Origin of the sequence: Martinezella lusitana, assembly GCF_900094565.1 — a bacterium.
Classification (GTDB): domain Bacteria; phylum Pseudomonadota; class Alphaproteobacteria; order Rhizobiales; family Rhizobiaceae; genus Rhizobium; species Rhizobium lusitanum.
The window spans coordinates 106,030-121,206 of the sequence record NZ_FMAF01000006.1; the positions used below are offsets into that span (position 1 = coordinate 106,030).

28 protein-coding genes and 1 pseudogene are annotated in these 15,177 nt (G+C 54.8%); 7 read left to right on the forward strand and 22 right to left on the reverse strand.

Annotated features, from left to right (window positions below; translation table 11 throughout):
- Positions 1–191: 191 nt before the first annotated feature.
- From GA0061101_RS15450 to GA0061101_RS15540, 21 genes and pseudogenes are all read right to left on the reverse strand, one after another.
- Complete coding sequence (locus GA0061101_RS15450) at positions 192–563, reverse strand: hypothetical protein (protein ID WP_092574003.1); 372 nt, start codon at positions 561–563, stop codon at positions 192–194.
- Positions 564–1,275: 712 nt separating this feature from the next.
- Positions 1,276–1,899: a hypothetical protein gene (locus tag GA0061101_RS15455; RefSeq protein ID WP_092574004.1), complete on the reverse strand. Its 624-nt coding sequence runs from the start codon at positions 1,897–1,899 to the stop codon at positions 1,276–1,278.
- A gap of 46 nt (positions 1,900–1,945) precedes the next feature.
- Positions 1,946–2,317, reverse strand: a complete 372-nt coding sequence (locus GA0061101_RS40080) for a hypothetical protein (protein WP_245297484.1) — start codon at positions 2,315–2,317, stop codon at positions 1,946–1,948.
- On the reverse strand, positions 2,314–2,823 hold the full coding sequence (locus GA0061101_RS40890; protein WP_092574005.1) for a helix-turn-helix domain-containing protein: 510 nt from the start codon (positions 2,821–2,823) through the stop codon (positions 2,314–2,316). Before GA0061101_RS40890 ends, GA0061101_RS40080 begins: the two co-directional genes overlap by 4 nt.
- A 20-nt stretch (positions 2,824–2,843) precedes the next feature.
- Complete coding sequence (locus GA0061101_RS15470) at positions 2,844–3,398, reverse strand: hypothetical protein (protein ID WP_141694075.1); 555 nt, start codon at positions 3,396–3,398, stop codon at positions 2,844–2,846.
- Positions 3,319–4,191: a hypothetical protein gene (locus tag GA0061101_RS15475; protein ID WP_092574009.1), complete on the reverse strand. Its 873-nt coding sequence runs from the start codon at positions 4,189–4,191 to the stop codon at positions 3,319–3,321. Before GA0061101_RS15475 ends, GA0061101_RS15470 begins: the two co-directional genes overlap by 80 nt.
- A complete protein-coding gene (locus GA0061101_RS15480; protein WP_092574011.1) occupies positions 4,188–4,544 on the reverse strand; it encodes a RusA family crossover junction endodeoxyribonuclease in 357 nt (118 codons plus the stop codon). The genes GA0061101_RS15475 and GA0061101_RS15480 overlap by 4 nt, the downstream gene beginning before the upstream one ends.
- Entirely contained in the window at positions 4,541–5,350 is an 810-nt protein-coding gene (locus tag GA0061101_RS15485) for a hypothetical protein (RefSeq protein WP_092574013.1), read from the reverse strand. Before GA0061101_RS15485 ends, GA0061101_RS15480 begins: the two co-directional genes overlap by 4 nt.
- Positions 5,347–5,562, reverse strand: a complete 216-nt coding sequence (locus GA0061101_RS15490) for a hypothetical protein (protein WP_092574015.1) — start codon at positions 5,560–5,562, stop codon at positions 5,347–5,349. The genes GA0061101_RS15485 and GA0061101_RS15490 overlap by 4 nt, the downstream gene beginning before the upstream one ends.
- Entirely contained in the window at positions 5,559–6,134 is a 576-nt protein-coding gene (locus tag GA0061101_RS15495; protein ID WP_092574017.1) for a hypothetical protein, read from the reverse strand. The genes GA0061101_RS15490 and GA0061101_RS15495 overlap by 4 nt, the downstream gene beginning before the upstream one ends.
- A complete protein-coding gene (locus tag GA0061101_RS15500; protein ID WP_092574018.1) occupies positions 6,131–6,331 on the reverse strand; it encodes a hypothetical protein in 201 nt (66 codons plus the stop codon). Before GA0061101_RS15500 ends, GA0061101_RS15495 begins: the two co-directional genes overlap by 4 nt.
- Positions 6,332–6,344: 13 nt before the next feature.
- Positions 6,345–6,914 (reverse strand): hypothetical protein, encoded by a 570-nt coding sequence (locus GA0061101_RS40090; protein WP_245297485.1) that lies wholly within the window; start codon positions 6,912–6,914, stop codon positions 6,345–6,347.
- 70 nt (positions 6,915–6,984) lie between these two features.
- Positions 6,985–7,491 (reverse strand): annotated as a pseudogene (locus tag GA0061101_RS41065) (DNA cytosine methyltransferase); the annotation flags it as partial.
- A gap of 16 nt (positions 7,492–7,507) precedes the next feature.
- Positions 7,508–7,888 (reverse strand): hypothetical protein, encoded by a 381-nt coding sequence (locus GA0061101_RS15510; RefSeq protein WP_245297486.1) that lies wholly within the window; start codon positions 7,886–7,888, stop codon positions 7,508–7,510.
- Positions 7,889–8,274: 386 nt separating this feature from the next.
- Positions 8,275–8,484, reverse strand: coding sequence for a hypothetical protein (locus tag GA0061101_RS15515; protein ID WP_092574022.1), 210 nt, complete (start codon positions 8,482–8,484; stop codon positions 8,275–8,277).
- Entirely contained in the window at positions 8,477–8,653 is a 177-nt protein-coding gene (locus tag GA0061101_RS39390; protein WP_167669558.1) for a hypothetical protein, read from the reverse strand. The genes GA0061101_RS15515 and GA0061101_RS39390 overlap by 8 nt, the downstream gene beginning before the upstream one ends.
- Positions 8,650–8,850 carry a hypothetical protein gene (locus GA0061101_RS15520; protein WP_092574023.1) on the reverse strand — a complete coding sequence of 67 codons (201 nt, stop codon included), beginning with the start codon at positions 8,848–8,850 and terminating at the stop codon, positions 8,650–8,652. The genes GA0061101_RS39390 and GA0061101_RS15520 overlap by 4 nt, the downstream gene beginning before the upstream one ends.
- Positions 8,847–9,641, reverse strand: coding sequence for a ParB/RepB/Spo0J family partition protein (locus tag GA0061101_RS15525; protein WP_092574025.1), 795 nt, complete (start codon positions 9,639–9,641; stop codon positions 8,847–8,849). Before GA0061101_RS15525 ends, GA0061101_RS15520 begins: the two co-directional genes overlap by 4 nt.
- Before the next feature lie 3 nt (positions 9,642–9,644).
- Positions 9,645–10,667 (reverse strand): hypothetical protein, encoded by a 1,023-nt coding sequence (locus GA0061101_RS15530; RefSeq protein WP_141694076.1) that lies wholly within the window; start codon positions 10,665–10,667, stop codon positions 9,645–9,647.
- Positions 10,668–10,943 (reverse strand): hypothetical protein, encoded by a 276-nt coding sequence (locus GA0061101_RS38645; protein ID WP_141694077.1) that lies wholly within the window; start codon positions 10,941–10,943, stop codon positions 10,668–10,670.
- Positions 10,940–11,176 carry a helix-turn-helix domain-containing protein gene (locus tag GA0061101_RS15540; RefSeq protein WP_092574030.1) on the reverse strand — a complete coding sequence of 79 codons (237 nt, stop codon included), beginning with the start codon at positions 11,174–11,176 and terminating at the stop codon, positions 10,940–10,942. Before GA0061101_RS15540 ends, GA0061101_RS38645 begins: the two co-directional genes overlap by 4 nt.
- A 100-nt stretch (positions 11,177–11,276) precedes the next feature.
- Between GA0061101_RS15540 and GA0061101_RS15545 the strand changes: the two genes are divergently transcribed.
- Entirely contained in the window at positions 11,277–11,960 is a 684-nt protein-coding gene (locus GA0061101_RS15545; RefSeq protein WP_167669559.1) for an XRE family transcriptional regulator, read from the forward strand.
- Positions 11,957–12,244: a hypothetical protein gene (locus GA0061101_RS15550; RefSeq protein ID WP_092574034.1), complete on the forward strand. Its 288-nt coding sequence runs from the start codon at positions 11,957–11,959 to the stop codon at positions 12,242–12,244. Before GA0061101_RS15545 ends, GA0061101_RS15550 begins: the two co-directional genes overlap by 4 nt.
- A 138-nt stretch (positions 12,245–12,382) precedes the next feature.
- Here the strand turns inward: GA0061101_RS15550 and GA0061101_RS15555 are convergent, their stop codons facing one another.
- A complete protein-coding gene (locus GA0061101_RS15555; protein WP_141694078.1) occupies positions 12,383–12,619 on the reverse strand; it encodes a helix-turn-helix domain-containing protein in 237 nt (78 codons plus the stop codon).
- Positions 12,620–12,902: 283 nt separating this feature from the next.
- Here GA0061101_RS15555 and GA0061101_RS39395 point away from each other — a divergent pair, with 283 nt between their 5' ends.
- The 5 genes from GA0061101_RS39395 to GA0061101_RS39400 form a co-directional block, all read left to right on the forward strand.
- A complete protein-coding gene (locus tag GA0061101_RS39395) occupies positions 12,903–13,055 on the forward strand; it encodes a hypothetical protein (RefSeq protein ID WP_167669560.1) in 153 nt (50 codons plus the stop codon).
- Between the two features lie 282 nt (positions 13,056–13,337).
- Positions 13,338–13,745, forward strand: a complete 408-nt coding sequence (locus tag GA0061101_RS15560; protein WP_092574038.1) for a hypothetical protein — start codon at positions 13,338–13,340, stop codon at positions 13,743–13,745.
- A 43-nt stretch (positions 13,746–13,788) separates the two neighbouring features.
- Positions 13,789–14,073, forward strand: a complete 285-nt coding sequence (locus GA0061101_RS15565; protein ID WP_092574040.1) for a hypothetical protein — start codon at positions 13,789–13,791, stop codon at positions 14,071–14,073.
- 211 nt (positions 14,074–14,284) lie between these two features.
- A complete protein-coding gene (locus GA0061101_RS15570; protein WP_092574042.1) occupies positions 14,285–14,677 on the forward strand; it encodes a hypothetical protein in 393 nt (130 codons plus the stop codon).
- Positions 14,678–14,715: 38 nt separating this feature from the next.
- Positions 14,716–15,177, forward strand: a 462-nt coding sequence (locus tag GA0061101_RS39400; protein ID WP_425349997.1) for a DUF7666 domain-containing protein, incomplete at its 3' end; no start/stop codon positions are given.

Here is a 15,177-nt window from a genome sequence, read left to right on the forward strand (position 1 = left end):
TCCACAAGCTATACCAGGCGCACAACTGCATTTTCTCTCACCAGCAGGCCACAGATTGAACAGAGACGGCCATCCGAACGGCTCGGCTGCCTTCCGCCGCACATTCACGATCCTGCATCGCCTGTGGCAGCGGTTGACGGCGTTCTCGATCTCTAGACGGCGGTGGGATTCGTCTATGATGACTGTGTGATTCATCTCAGGTCGTCCAGATCGGGCATTTTCTGCGAAAGGTGCTGATCTAGATCAATCGGCCCGAACCCCTGAATATTCCGAGAAAGCATATAGATCGCCTTCATCAGAAGCTTAGGATCAGCGCCGTCACTGTGAATAGTGCCGTCCATGTCTATCGTGGCAACGGGCCTGCTCCTCGACGTGATGGTAAGGGCTGTTTCCTTGCCGCCGTCTGAAACGCCAAGCGAAACTTCCATCTGCACGTCGCTATCGAAGCCGTGGATGACGACTGAAGAAAATCTATCGTATGCAAACCCAGGATCGGCCGCATGCGTTGTACCGAAGAGCGAGAGAGCGGCGGCGACTGCGATACCGAAAGTCCTGAACTTCAACTCACTCTCCAAATGAAAAGCCCGATCGGCATAACTGCTGGTCGGGCTGCGATATGCGGATTTCTCCGGGGTCGGTATAATTCATGACGGGATTCGTCTAAGGCTTATCCGGCGATTGGAATTTCCGGCACCGCATTCCCTTTGTCTCGGGCGGAATGTCTTGCCCCGGCTTGCGCCGCCGTCATGTCCCTCTTGGGAGGAATGGGTATCGGAGAGGAAGAAAACCCGTGCGCACTGAGAATTCTTCCTCGGTAGTCCTGCATATTCGCCTACGGGGCTGGAACCCTCAATTGGCCATTCTAGGCCCTCACGGCTCGGATGCGGCCGCTATAGCTTTCGAATGTTCGGCTACTTGCTATCAAGCCACCTTTTCCGAATGGGTATCGAGAATGGCCTGAAGAGATTACAGGTCCGGGCCACCATCCAATTGCACGTTAAGGATGATGCTTTGCCGCGTGCACTTAGCCCCGCATTCTCGAACTTTTTGAGGCCGTCTCATGACGTTTAACCTGTCGCGGTCCAGCAAGGACTAAGGCACCTCGATCTCGTTGCCTTTCGGCGAATTAGCTCCAAGGGCCGCGGCGACACCGTCTATCCTTGGTTTATTGGCACCCCGGTTAAGGGGAAGTTCTACACCCGCGTGTAGAAATCTCGAATCAAAATAGCCCGACGCGTTTTCACACTTCGGGCCAAGTTCAATGGGCATTACCCATCATGCAATTTCGGTAGTAACTGATTTGCTGGAATCGCGCAATCCCTTATGTTCCATAAGGGCGATTAATCCCCTGCGAAGCCACAACATTTGTTGTTTAGGCATGCCGCGAAGGTGATCGTAGTCCATGATGCAGACGTTGAAGACAGTTTGTTTCACCTGGGGGCCATCGACGCAGCAAAGCAAGATTCGCTCAAGCTCCATCATCTTGTTCGAAGCGGCGCGGGCACGAGCTGCAAACTCGATAGTGGTTTCTCCGGCATGCCCCCCGATGCTGAAGAGCGATTGTGCCCGGGCGCTCGGGAACGGCACGCCGACGAGGCGATAATAACGAGCCATGCTTTCGGCATACTCATCGCCCGCTTGCCGATGCTCTTCCCTGATCGCGCCGTCAAGGAATATCCGGCCGAGGGTATATCCAGCATATGGGCTTTCGACGTTCATGTTTGCTCCTAGCAGCCGGCGGCGCGCCTCGATGACAACGCTCTTCACCTCACGTTCTGTTTCGCTTGGCTTGATCTTGCCGCTCGGATAGCGATCGACATTCTCTTTTGGCGGGCGCCCTGCCCTTGATGTTGCGCGGATACTGCGTTTCGCTTTAAGCCTTGCCGCCTTTGATGCCATTTCATTGCCCTCGTGTACGAGCCGCCGCTCGGGATTATCGGAATCGTCAGTTTGCTTTGGACATATCGGCGTAGGTGCCGAGATTCTCTTCAGATTTTTGGAAATAGATTTCCTGCAGCCGTTTATTCGGATGAAACTCTGGGATAAGATCCGCACGGCTGCCACATGCCGTAAACTCGGCAAACGGAAACGGTACCCAGCTCACCGGGTCTTTTCCTTCGTGCCAGTCTGGGTATCCGAAGGCGTAGGCCTTCCCGCATTCTTCGCAGTTGTTCATTCCGAACGTGACGGTCTTGTTCAGCCCACCGCACCACGGGCAGCAAGCTCCGTTGGAGAAGCAGGTGACCGGCTGCGGAAGACGCCTGATAGCTTTCCAGAACTCATCGTCTTCGGTTTTAAGCGGGTAAGGCCGATTCATCGGAGCGCCTCCGCCACCATCTTGACAACTGCCTCTTCCTCGATCTTCATTTTTGCCTCGACCTTGCGGACGGCATATAAAATTGATGTATGGTCGCGACCGCCGAACATGCGGCCGATCTGCGGAAGACTGAGCGGAAATTTGTCGTAAATCTCCCAGATGAGTTGATGGCGAACCGCGACGATTTCGTGTAATACTCGACCGCCGACAACCTTCGAATACGCCATGCCGATTTCGATGCACCGGTCCTTGAGATAGGCGTGAGCCGGGTTAGCCGCTCTCCAGTTCCATTCCCTGACGTGGGCGTCGAATTCAACGGGACGCAGTTCCCACATCGGGGCTTTCTGAGCGATAAACGGCTTCTCGGTAACCGGTGCTGGTAGAGCTGCAGCCTTCATCACCAGCGCTCGGCGTCCAGCTATCTCAAACCGTTTCCGTCGAGCTTTCGCTTCCAGATGAATTTCTGCTTCTGACCGATAGCGGTTGATTTCAACGTGGATGTTCATCTCACACTCCTTGTGCGTGATTAATTCGAAGATTGGCCTGCTGGAGGAAGCGACGCGATCTTCGCCCAATATTCTTCTTGTTCCGGCGTCATTGGCTCCGATATAGGCGCTAGATACCGTCGTTCTGCGGATGGATTCTGCTGCTTGAACCGGCGCGTCAACTCGCGGATCTTCGCCATTTGCTGTTCATCCGTCTTTTCGCGCGGTTTGGCGTCGATCAAGGATTCCTTCGATAATTGGAGCCGGTTCAGATCACTGCGGACCACCAAAGACTCTTTCCGAGCAAGAGCAGCGAATTCTGGCGGCGTCGGAACAAACGCTCGATTGATCTCATATTCGCCGCGGATAATCTTGGCTGTAGCCTTCTGGACACCGCAGACAGAGACGCCTGAAAGCGCGAACCCGTAGACATCAGGGGCCTTTTCCGGATCCATTCCGCTAGGAAGTGCAAGGCCTGCCGCCAGCAATGATCGAATAGCTTTCGAAACATGGTCTTCAGTGACCGGAGCGAGTTTGTCCGTTAGCTCGCCAATCTGTCGATCCAAGGTCGAGAGTACTGCCGGTAAATTCGTCATCGCTGGGTTTCCCTAGTTTCCTGTCAAAGGCTGCGATTGCTGCGTTGTGGCGTTCTTGGAAGGCTGTTTGGCGCGGTGGCGCTTGCTGTTGCATCGAACGATTGCCGCCACGATCCTGCTCCCTAGCCAGCCAGGACACGACGAAGCGGCGCATGCCAGAGGATGTCTTGCGGTTCCGGGAATTGGCGAGGAGCCATTGCCGCATCGATCTGAGCTGCTGGAGAATGTCTACGCCGGGATAAGCTTCCGACCATTCGGCAACATCGGCTTCGGAAATGGCGACAATTTCGTCTTTCGTCGCCGGAAGCTCGACTGCCGTTTGCGAGGCCGGAGCGGATTTTTCCGGCTCCGGGCCAGCATCCGAACGAAGTGAGGATGATATATCTGTGCTTGGTATATTGGTGTCTTTAGTGTTTCGTTTTTGTTTCGTTTCTATATGATCTGGCGTTTCAGAACGCGTTTCAACATTCTGGAATTTTGCGTAATTACATATAGTTAGAAGCGTCTTTCCTGTTTCAGAGCATGTTTCAATCATGTTCTGAGATGTGAGAAGTTGGAGGAACTGCGCAACACGACGGGTGGATGTCCATCTCCAAGCCGCCTGCATCTCACGAACCGTGACGAACATACTTCCTACAGGAACCTTGTGGACGGACGCGCCGACGCGGTGTGACGTCTCTTTCCAAGCCGCCTTTGTAATGATCCAGATCCATGCCTCACGCTCGCTGAAAGGTTCAGCAGCAAATAGCTCGTGATCAAATATTGAGGCTTGGACGCGGACCCACCGGCTCATGCTGCCATCGCCTCTTCTGCCGCCTGAACGATGATGACGCATTCCGCAGGCAGGTCTTGCGCCCACTGCATGGAAAGGCGCTCACAAAGGCTGTCGTTCTTAATGACGCCGTAATGCTGGAGAGCGTCCAAGCAGGCCTTGGCGCGATTGTCGATGTCCTGGCGGATGTTCTGCCGGCGCAGCGCTATCGAAAGCGAGAACGGAACGTCAATCGGCTTTGACGGGATCGGCTTGATAAACCAGCCGGCATCGCTAAGCCACTTCTCGTAGGATTTCGAGCGATGGCGGGTTTTGCCCCAGCCAGTATAGAGATCCCAAACGCTGGGCGGATATGGAAGATGGAAGCGCATCATGCGCTCTTCCTCTTCGGAAGATCGACGCCAGCTTCTGAAAGCACTTTCCGAATTCTGTTGCCGGAATCCTCGATCATCGCCAACATTGAAATTGGGCTTGACCAGCTCTCGTGAAGGCCGAGCTTGGCAGTGATCGCCACAGCCTTGCAAAGGGCCTCGATATCCCAGGTATCGAGATTGTGACCGTAAGCGGCTTCCATCGCGTGTAAGAGCTTCACAGCAGCATCTCGGCTGCCAGAGCGGCGGGAGACCTCTGCCTCGATGTCCTGCGTCCTATAGCGCTCCCATTGGGTACGCGCTTCGTTAACGGCTTTCGCAATCTCAGCTTTGTCGATCTGACCAGCGCGACGGACGAGAGCAGCGACGAAACTTGCAGTCAGGGGCTTCGCTTCAAGCAACGGCGCTTGACGGGCCTTGCGGATGGCGCCATCCTTAAACCAGTAAATTCCCCATGTGGCAGGGACCTCATCTGGTTTTACCATGTTGGCCGGACAAACGAGCGACCACCGATGGCAATACTGCATGATCGGCATGGCCTTCTCAGGATTCTTCATTTCGTTCAGAAAATCCGATCGACTGACCTTTACCTCAAAGCCAATGATCTCATGGCCGGTCGAAGGCCAGACGCCCATGGCAACTGCATCGGCATAGCTCTTGATGCCGTAGCCAGTCGCGTTCGATACCTCGAAGAACGTCTGATATGCCGGCGCTTCGAAAAGCTTGCCGATCGCTGCCTTGACTTCTGACGATGTGATCTTTGCCGCCGGCTTGGCGTCTTGTTGGGAAGATATTGCTGTGTCTGTCATGCTTGCCTCCCGGCGCGGATCTCGCGAAGCCTAGCTCTGGTGCGGAGATTGTATTCCCGCTGATAGGCTCGAGCTTCTTCAGCCTTCTCTGCGTATAGGCGGTTCATTTCTGTATTGATGAGGTGATCTGCTTCATGCTCTGGAATGTTTAGAGCTTCGCTGATGGCGATGGTGTCGGGACCGAAAAGGGTGAAGGCGCTGGAGAAGGTCATGCCCCGCGCCCTTCCCAGAAGATCCGCGCCGGGGCTGAACCGAGATCCGCCGCATCGGTCGGCTGCCAAATGTACCAAGCGTGGTCTTCTGTTCCGGATTTCCCGTTCATCTCCCAACTGATACGATCGATAAGAACGATCTTCGCGTGGAAGCGCGGGTTATCGCGGAACAGATCCGTCCGGGTTTTCCCGGAATCGAACTTCATGGTGCAGAGGATGAATACCCAACCATCGCAGCGCTGAAGCGCTAGGCGAGCGAAGCGCGCAGCATCGCGGTTCTGTGGGCCGTAAGGTGGATTGGTGAAGATGAAATCGAACTGCTCGACGCTGTCGTGCGGCTTTAGAAAATCGCAGATCAAGTCATGGCGGCGATCATAGGTGACGATATCGGAGGTGTAGACTTCAGCGCCATGTTCGCGAATAACATCAGCTACCAGATGATTGCCGGCGGCAGGTTCCCAACCACGAAGGCCGGATAGATCGAAATGGCGAAGAGCCGCCTCAGTTGCCCATGGCTCTGTCTGGTATAGGTCGTTCTCTTTGCGGGCATATTTCGAAGCGACGACGGTCATGCCGCTTGTCCTTTCCGATCGAGCGCCTTCACATATGCATCCCTGATCTCCTCAAACATTCGAACGTCATATTCCTTGGAGGAGATTTCAGTTTCAGGACGAGGACGCTTGGAACCTCGACCGAAGTTGTCTAGCCATGTCATGGCGCTGGCTATGCGGCGATCAAGCCAAGCAATCATTTCGGAGGGTTCGGTCATGCTGCGATCTCCATCAACCGAACAAGCTCAACTGCGCCGCTGGAGCCTCTTGCGGCAAGCCGAGTGACAAGAGTGCGGAGCGCATACGCTGCTTGAAGAGGGACAACGCCGTTGCCGAGCATGCGAAGTCGGTCCACGCGAGCAATGTCCAGCCGGGAGGCCAGCCCATCAGCCACTCTACGAAAAGCGGGTTCAAGCTCCGGCGCGGATGCGAGAGTGTTGCTCCAACTGGATAGGTCAGCCGGTCCCGGAGCGAAGAGGGGTTGAACCCAAGTCTGCGCTGCGTCTTTTCGCTGACGAGATAAATCTCCCTCGGCACTTCTCCCATGACCATTTCCGCCTGCTGTGCGATCGAGAGCGACGACACGCTGTCTGGCCTCTCCAGCGCGATCGATGACGTCCGCTCCGATGAGACCCGAGGCGTTGCCCACTGAACCGCCTGAGATGGCAACGGCTGGCCGCCCGCTCCGAAACTCTGGTTCGGGCCGCCCTTCTCTGCATCCGAGGCTCTCGGTGTCGACCAAAGCTGTTCCGTCGCGTAATCGAGCCGATCGCCGCGCATATGGCCGTCCGATCGTTCCAACGTCGGCCCGCTCCCCTTCCAGTCGTTCGCCGTAGGGGTCGGCCAGGCCGACCCCTGAGACCGCGAGGATGAAGAACCGCTCACGCTCATGGCTCGCGCCGACTTCTGCCGCCGTGAACAATCCTCCCTCAACCTGGAAGCCCAGTCGTCGAAGGTCTCGCCAGACGCGCTCTGCGCCGCCCGATGAGAGGATGCCGCGGACGTTTTCGATGAGGACGAACCACGCGCCAGACTGGACGATGATGCGACGGGCCGTCGACCAGAGGTCGCGATCGTCTTCTTCTCCGAGCCGCTTTCCGGCAAGGCTATGCGGCTGGCACGGGATGCCACCAATGAGGCCGTCCACTGCGCCACGCCAAGCTCTGCCATTGAAGGTTCGGGCATCGCTCCATATAGCCGCTGGAGCCAGATGTCCCGCTTCCATCGCTGAAACCAGTTGCGCGCAGGAGAAGCCTTCCCTCTCGACCATACAGACTGTTCTAGCGCTTTGAATTGCCAGTTCGACGCCGAGATCGAGTCCGGCCCCCCCCGGTGCAGATGGAGAGGATGTTGAGAGGTGGGGAACATACAGCCACATTCATTTCAGTCCTCACTCACGTCTCATTTTTCTTGCCAGCCACAAAATCAGCCAGCCGCAGAATTTTCGTATCAACCGCCAAACTCCTCTCATGCTCGTACCCCCTATCGACCCTCGCTTTGACAGCCACGTACGCGTTCGCTACTGCCGCGAAATTCGAGAGGAGCATGTCGTTGACATCGCGGTTCCAGAGCCGCAGCAGCAGCGTGGCCGGGACGCCCAACTTCGTTTGCACGCGGTAGGCGGCACTTTCGATCGTGTCGCCGGGACCGCGATATTCCTTTTTGAGGATAAAGCGGCCCATGTCCTTCGCATCTGATGTCGTAAAACTCATACTCATCGACTTGTTATCCCTGTCAGAATTCTTGTTCTGCGCGTCATGAAACTTGTCACTCAAATCATTGATCCTTCGGCATGTTGGCTCTTGTTCAGGGAGCAAGTGCATGTCGAAAGAAATCATCAAAGGAGACGAGGCGAACTGCTTTCCGCATGCGGCGGATGAGTTATCCGCCTCGTCTCAGCCGCCGCATCGGGCGAGCTGTATCATTCCATTTCCACGCAGAGCCAAACCCGCCCTCGGCTCTGCGTCTGAGGGTGTCGACGCCGCATCGACACCCTCTTCATTCACCGAACTTGGGAGCGCTGTTGCCGCCGTCGTAATGAGATTGCAAAGCGCTCGACCGTCGTTGATAGTGCTGGTCTCGACCTCGGGAGAGGAGGGGGATCAAGATCGAGACCAGTCTTGAGCGCGGACTCGGGAGGACGGCCACGCTCATTCGAAATTCAGAAATCCTTGGGTCGGAAGTTGCGGAAGTGATCGAGGTTGTGCTGGTCGCCCTCGTCGGTCCTCTGGTCGCTGTCGTCGGATATTTTTGGAAAGCGCCAACGAAAAAGCTCGGAGCTGCCGAAGATTTTGACGAGGATGCCGAAGGCCAAGCCGAGAAGAAGCGACACAGAGAAATAAGTTGCCATGGTGGTGAAGTCGTCAGACATGACGGCCTCCACGACGTTCTTGGCGGGCGAAGGGGATTATTACCGCCTCATGCTTGGGATGCTTTCGGAAGGCTTCCTTGAGCCAGGGAAGGATCACAGCGATGACGCAGACAATGAAGTTGGCGGCGATGATAATGAAGATCGTCGCTTCGAAAGCGATCTGGGTCATGCCTCATTCTCCTGATACCGATTGGATTCCACCCGTTGATGACCAACGCCTTCGACGGCGCGTGCTGCTTCACATTCAGGTTCCGGGAATTCGTCTTCGAAGAGGCGACGGAAATCGTCTAGCCATTCGTCTCCGACTGGGTCTGGATTGGCTTCACGGCGCTGGATTTGACGAGCTGCGCAGATATTGGAGGTCATGCTGCCCCCCTGTCGAAAATAGGTTGTTCGATGCGTTCCAAGAATTCTTGCCGTGCCTCAGCACCAGCCTTATTCCATGCAGACATTAGGGCCGCGACTTGACGTTCTTGTGCAGATTCATCGTTAAGCGGCGCGTCGGCTACCTTGATCGCTGGCTTGGCGGCGCGTTCGTTCTGACGGATCAGCGCAAGGTCGCGACGTACTGCGGTCATCTGTTCGTTCGGTGGCAAGCGCTTGAGCTTATCGAGATAGATGCCGGTATCAAGTTTCGTGCCGGTAATGAGTTCGATCACTTCTGGAATGACTTTCGAACCGCGCTCGGCGTTGAGCTGGATAATACGTTCAGATTGTCCGGTCGCAGATGCAGTGTTGGCAGTGAAGCGTTCGGAGGGTTTGCAATCTTTGCGAAGGCTAGAATGTTGGTTGCTACCGTTTGCCGTCTCTGGATGAAGCTCGATATAGATGGCCTTGCGCCGCGCCGTCTGGCTGGCGCGTTCTGCCGGAGACAATTCGTTCCGGCAGAGGTTTTCGTCGATCATGGAAAGCTCGGCATGCAGGTCATCATCATTGATGACGATGCACTCGATATCTGCCAGTCCAAGCATTTCGCATGCAGCAAGACGATGCGAGCCAGCGCTAACTTCCCATCGGTCGCCTTTCTCGCGAACGCGAATCGGGCTGATCATGCCAACGGTGGCGATGCTCTCAGCAAGAGCAGACACCGAAGCTTGGTTCAGGGATCGTGCGTCCTGACGCCGGATAATAGATGCGATGGGAAGTTCTCTGATCATCTATCAGCGCTCCACGGTCGGAAGAGCGCCGCCCTTGATGGGCAGATTCGAGACCTTGTCTCCGCGACGGGAAGCATTCCATGCCCGAATGATCAGCTCTGCCTTTTCGTTCGGCTTGAGGCGGCCACGTTCCGACATAAGACGGTTGCGAGCGTAAAGGATAGGACTACGCGGGACGAGATTGGAGCCTTTGATAAGTGCATCCATGAACATGGAGACAGCCTCAGGCTTGCCGCTGACACGCGTAAAGGTCCAGTGCGCAAACGCAAGGATTGCACGACCGCCGACAGCATCAGAGCCCTTGGAAGGGATAGCGGCCAAACTTTCCGCCACGCTTGGATGATCCTCGACGAAGGAAAGGACCTCCATCTTGGTCGGACGGAATGCTTGCGTCTGAGTGATAAAACTGTGGTTGACATGTTGCCAAACGAATTTGGCGGCGGCAGCCAATGCTACGCTATCGACATGCCCGTTCATGCCGAGATAGTCGCCGGTCATCCGGGTCTTGCCCTGATCGACCGTAAGGCGGCTTTCGCGATCTGGGCCGATGATCAAGACGACCCTGATGGCCGTATTCGACGCGAGAACAGCTTCGCAGCGATGCTGACCGTCGTTAAGCTTGCCATCATTGGAAATGATGATCGGCTCTCCATTAAATGCCCAGGCGCCGTTTGCCATGTCGCGTGCATAGTTCTCGACGATGATGGAGCTGAGCTTCCGATTTCCCGGATTGCGGGCAAGCATCACTCGCGCCATGGCCGGAGTGAGATCAATGACCTCGGAAACAACGCCGAACTTGGACTTAGCAATCCGTTCGTCGAGCCAAAGGCCAGCAGTCTTGTCAGGAGAATTTTCAGAGGGAATACGCGCCGGCTTATTGCCGTTTTGAGCGATATCCATTACATGTTGCATTGGAAAAACCTCTTGGCGGGCGTCTTCGGGCGACCCGCCTTTTTCTTTGTGGCGCGAGGCCCGACGCTCACGTTTGAAGGGGTCTTCAATTTGATCAGAAGGAATGGAGCGCATTCAGATGCCGCCTTTCCGAATGGGGGCGCCGATGTTCAGCGCAGTGGTCTGGTATCCAAGACCATACGTGGTATCGGGATCGAACTTGCCGTATCGATCGGCGATCGCTGCGCATCGGTCGCGCTCGCCAAGCAGATGATCGAACGCCCTCCAAACCCGGCAGCAGGCGCAACTCGGTTCGAAGTCGTCGCAGCGATCACCCCATTGACTGGTTATCGCCTCAATGATGAGGTCGATATCCGCCGGTACTGGTTCTTTGAGATGAGAGGGGGTCATGCTGCGGACTCCCTAGCGCGCTTCTGCTGAGCCTCCTCGAAGCCCTTGAGAAGGTCGTTCGCGGTTACGGCGCTATTGGTGGCCTCATGAATTTTTCTGATGATCTCCGGAGCCGGGAAACGCTTCCCGTTCACATATCGACTTACAGCCGCCTGCTCGACGCCAATTCGTTTCGCAAAATCGGCGTGCGATATCTTCGGTTCTTGTGCTCTTAGGTATTCATCTAGGGTCATACCAAACACGATACCAAAATGGCATCGCAAATCAAGCGATATTTATACCAAATTGGATTTTGATAAAAATGCCATGATGGCATAAGTTCGGAACATGAATATGATCAAAGAGTTAAGGGAAAAGATAGGAATGTCTCAGGCTAGTTTGGCCGAGGCTGTTGGCACCTCGCAACCTCAGATCAAGCGCCTGGAGACGGGCCAAAGGAAGCTTACGAAGGAATGGGCTGAGCGGCTTTGCGGCCCTTTGAATGTGACTGCAGAAATTTTGCTGTTTGGCTGGCCGGATGATAGCCCAGCGGAGAATATTGAAACTTCCGATATAACTAATTTTGGTTCCAATGTTTTTGAACTTCCAAATGCAAAAATTAGGGATAAGGTGGTCGGCCTAGGCCGAAAGATACCAGTTTACGGGCAGGCTGTCGGCGGCGTCGACGGAGAATTCCTCATGAATGGAAGTGTTTTGTATGAGGTAATGGCTCCCCCTATAGTTTCAGATATTTCGGGGGCGTATGCGGTGCAGGTTGCGGGGGATTCAATGTCTCCACGATATGAGGACGGCGAAATCTGCTTCGTCGACCCTATGCGCCGCGTGAAAAAAGGTGACTACGTTATTGCCCAGATACGCATGGATGAACACGGCCCGCTTTTAGCGTTCGTGAAGAAATTCATTCGGCATAACAGCATTGAACTCGTTCTTGAGCAGTTTAATCCGCCCAAGGAACTTCGATTCCCAGCATCTGCTGTCGCAACGGTGCACTTCATCGCCCTGGCGGGGAATGCATGAGCGTCAACGAGCTTAAGGTAGCGCTGAAATATGCAAAAACGGATCTGGATAGGGATGCCGCGTTAGCAAAATTTCAACTCGATGAAGACATGCAATTTTTCGATGGGAATACCAAGCATAAATTTGTCTTGGACCAGATGCAGAAGGATGTTCTCATCGCCCATACTCGGCAAGATGCGGCTCATGCTCTCATCACATCGTTGCGCTTGGTGAATGAAATTCGCATTATAAAATGGATTTTGCTGACCGTTTTAGCGATACAGGTTTTCATCGTTTTTCGATAAGATCTATCTCCCTGTTTCCAATTACTCCTACCTCCTAAGCAGAACTAAAAAGATAATACTCCCGTCTATATCAGCCTCCGTCTATATTGTGTTGGTGGGGAACAACACGTAATTGGTTGTTCCAGAACAACAATAAAATCAAAAAGGGATCGCGATCCGGTAGACATTCCCGGAGCGCTTTTGGCGATCGACCTCAATCCAATGGATTGCCTCTAGCTTCTTGATGGCTAGATGAACCGCCGTCCTCTCGCATCCAACATTCCTGCAAATGTAGTCCATCCCGGCCGCGCAAAATGGCGTATCCGGTGTGCCGAACGCGCCGATAAATACGGCCGCGCATCGTTGAACGTGGGTGAGGTGCGTCATCTGGTTCACGCGCCTTATCCAACGCCGCTGCATTCTGAGGAACGGAGCAACCTCAACCGGCGGATATTTCTTCCTTAGCAATTTGATTCTGTCTGTTTCGGTATCGTGTCTTTTTCTCATACCAAATATTTATACCAAGTCGGTATTGACTAGCAATGCCAAAATGGTATTCTCATCTTCATCGAAGCCGCTCCCGACTGACTAGCTAACGCTCAGAGAAACGGGATCGGCATCAACCCCGCACTTCCTAACTGCCCAGGCAGAGGGAGATGCGAAAGGAAGGATGAGGGAAATGACGCAGGAACAGGAACGCCGCGTAATTGAGAGCATCGTTGAATGCAACCGCATTCTTGACCGTGCTCGCTCCTACCAGCCGCAGTTTCAGGATACCGCACTGATCGCTCAGTACGAAGCTCAGAAACTGCGCCTTCAGGGGATGCTTTGAGATGGCTTTCGAGTTCGGAGAATGGGCCATTCCAAACGGTCAAGACTGCCCTGTAGATGACCATCTCGTTGTCGAGATTGAGCGACGAGACGGAACATCAAATAGGGGTCCAGCTGGGTATTGGTCGTCGCCATACCGACACCAGAACTCTTGGTACCACAACGGGTTGTCCTGCGACATCGTTCGATATCGGAAAGTTTATTTCATCGCCTGACCGCCTTCGGAAAGCTGCCGTCACAAGCAGCTTTTCGAAAGCTATCAATCAGTGATGAGGAACGGGAAATGAACACCAAGGAAATTCAGAAGCGCCTTGATCAACTGATGAAGGCAATGATCGACAAGGGCTTGAAGCAGCCATGCGCCCAGTTCGATGCCGAGAGCGGCAACATAGAGTTTCGAGTTTACTTGCGTTGGCAGGACCCGACGAAGCTTGGCAAAGACAGGTATTCTGACGGCCTGTTCAAATTCATCAAAAATGATGACCCGGGAAAGGCCTTCGAAGAGGCTGACGAGTTTGTTGCCGCTATGCCGTCAGGCGATGAAGCTCGTCTTCATCAGTTCATGGGCGCTCTCGCCACCGTGATTGATCTCGGCAAGGACAACGGGATTGAAGTCGAATTCATGAACCCGCTCCAAGCGACGATGAAAAAGCTCTCCGAAAACATTCTGACGGATCAGCGCGCCGCTTAATCCCCACCCCCGAAACGGATGCTCTGAACAGAGGATACGACCGATGGCAGACGACACAATCGATGATGGCGGCTTGGCCTTCCCAGCAAAGCGATATCAGGCGGTCGATATGTTTATCGATGCTGATGGAGCTACGCGCCCCACATTTGCGGATGTTGATCATCCTGGCATGACGCTTCGCGACTGGTTCGCCGGCCACGCTCTGATCGGCCTCATCCCTGCATATCAGGCGGCATACGGGTCACCGACAGCCGAATGCGTGGAGATCGTCAGGGAGGCCTACGGCTACGCTGACATCATGATTGCCGCCCGGAAGGCCGGTGCGTGATGGCAACGCTCCCCCCCTGCAATCTATGCGCCGGCACTGGAAAGACCCTCACCCGGTTTTCCTTCCCGACCGAAAGCTTCGGCTCTGCCCGCTGTTACGTCTGCAAGGGGACTGGAGAGACCAAATCTCAAGCATCAAACGATGCAATCGCAGATCAGACCCGTATGCGCCGGATGGCAAAGCCATTGGCTAGGAAAATGGAGATAATTCAATGACGACGCTCGAATATGATTTCTCCGAAATGAAACTTCCCGGCTATGGCGATGACATCCTCATTCAGGGAACCGCCATCCTCGAAAGCGACTGCGAAGACGACAGCTATTTCTATGTCGCCTCATTGAAGATCGGCAAGACGACGCTAAAGCGGCCGAGCCGGATCAACAGCGCGCACGTCATCGACGATTTCCTCTTCACCGAGATCGTGAAGCAGATCGAAGACGACAAGACCGTTCACGGCAAGCATGCGGCTCTGGAATGGACGGACGCCGTTTCCGGTCTTGTCTCCGACTTCGTTCCGGCCCTTCGCCGTCGTCACGGTATGCCGATGTTTCTCATCCCCGAACTTGCCCCGCTTGGCGGCGTCTCAGCTCAAGCGGCTGAATAGCAACATCATTCAATTTACGAACCCAGAGGGGCATTTTCATGGCCAAGAAGCCAAAGCAGACAGAGGAAGTCGTTACCGCAGAGCAGCCGGTTGTCATGGCTATAAAGGGCTTCAATGCGGATCTGACGTGCACCCCGAATGGTGGGCCGAAGTTTCAGTATGCCGTTGGCGAAACATATACCCATGACGGCAAGGTTGTCGCCTGCAAAAGTGGCTTCCACGCTATCACCGGGCATCCTCTTGCGGTCTTCAAATATTACGCGCCTGCCGGGTCTGTTTTTCATAGTGTCGGGCTTTCCGGCTCCATGCATACCGATGATGACGAGAAGACGGCGGCTGAAATCCTCAAGGTCGGCGCGCAGATCGGCATGAGCGATCTTGTCAAGGAAGCCGTGAAGTGGGTCACTGACCGTGCAACGGTCGAGGAAGGTGGCCACGCCACCGGCTATCAGGGCGCGGCATCCGCCACCGGCACTCGGGGCGCGGCATCCGCCACCGGC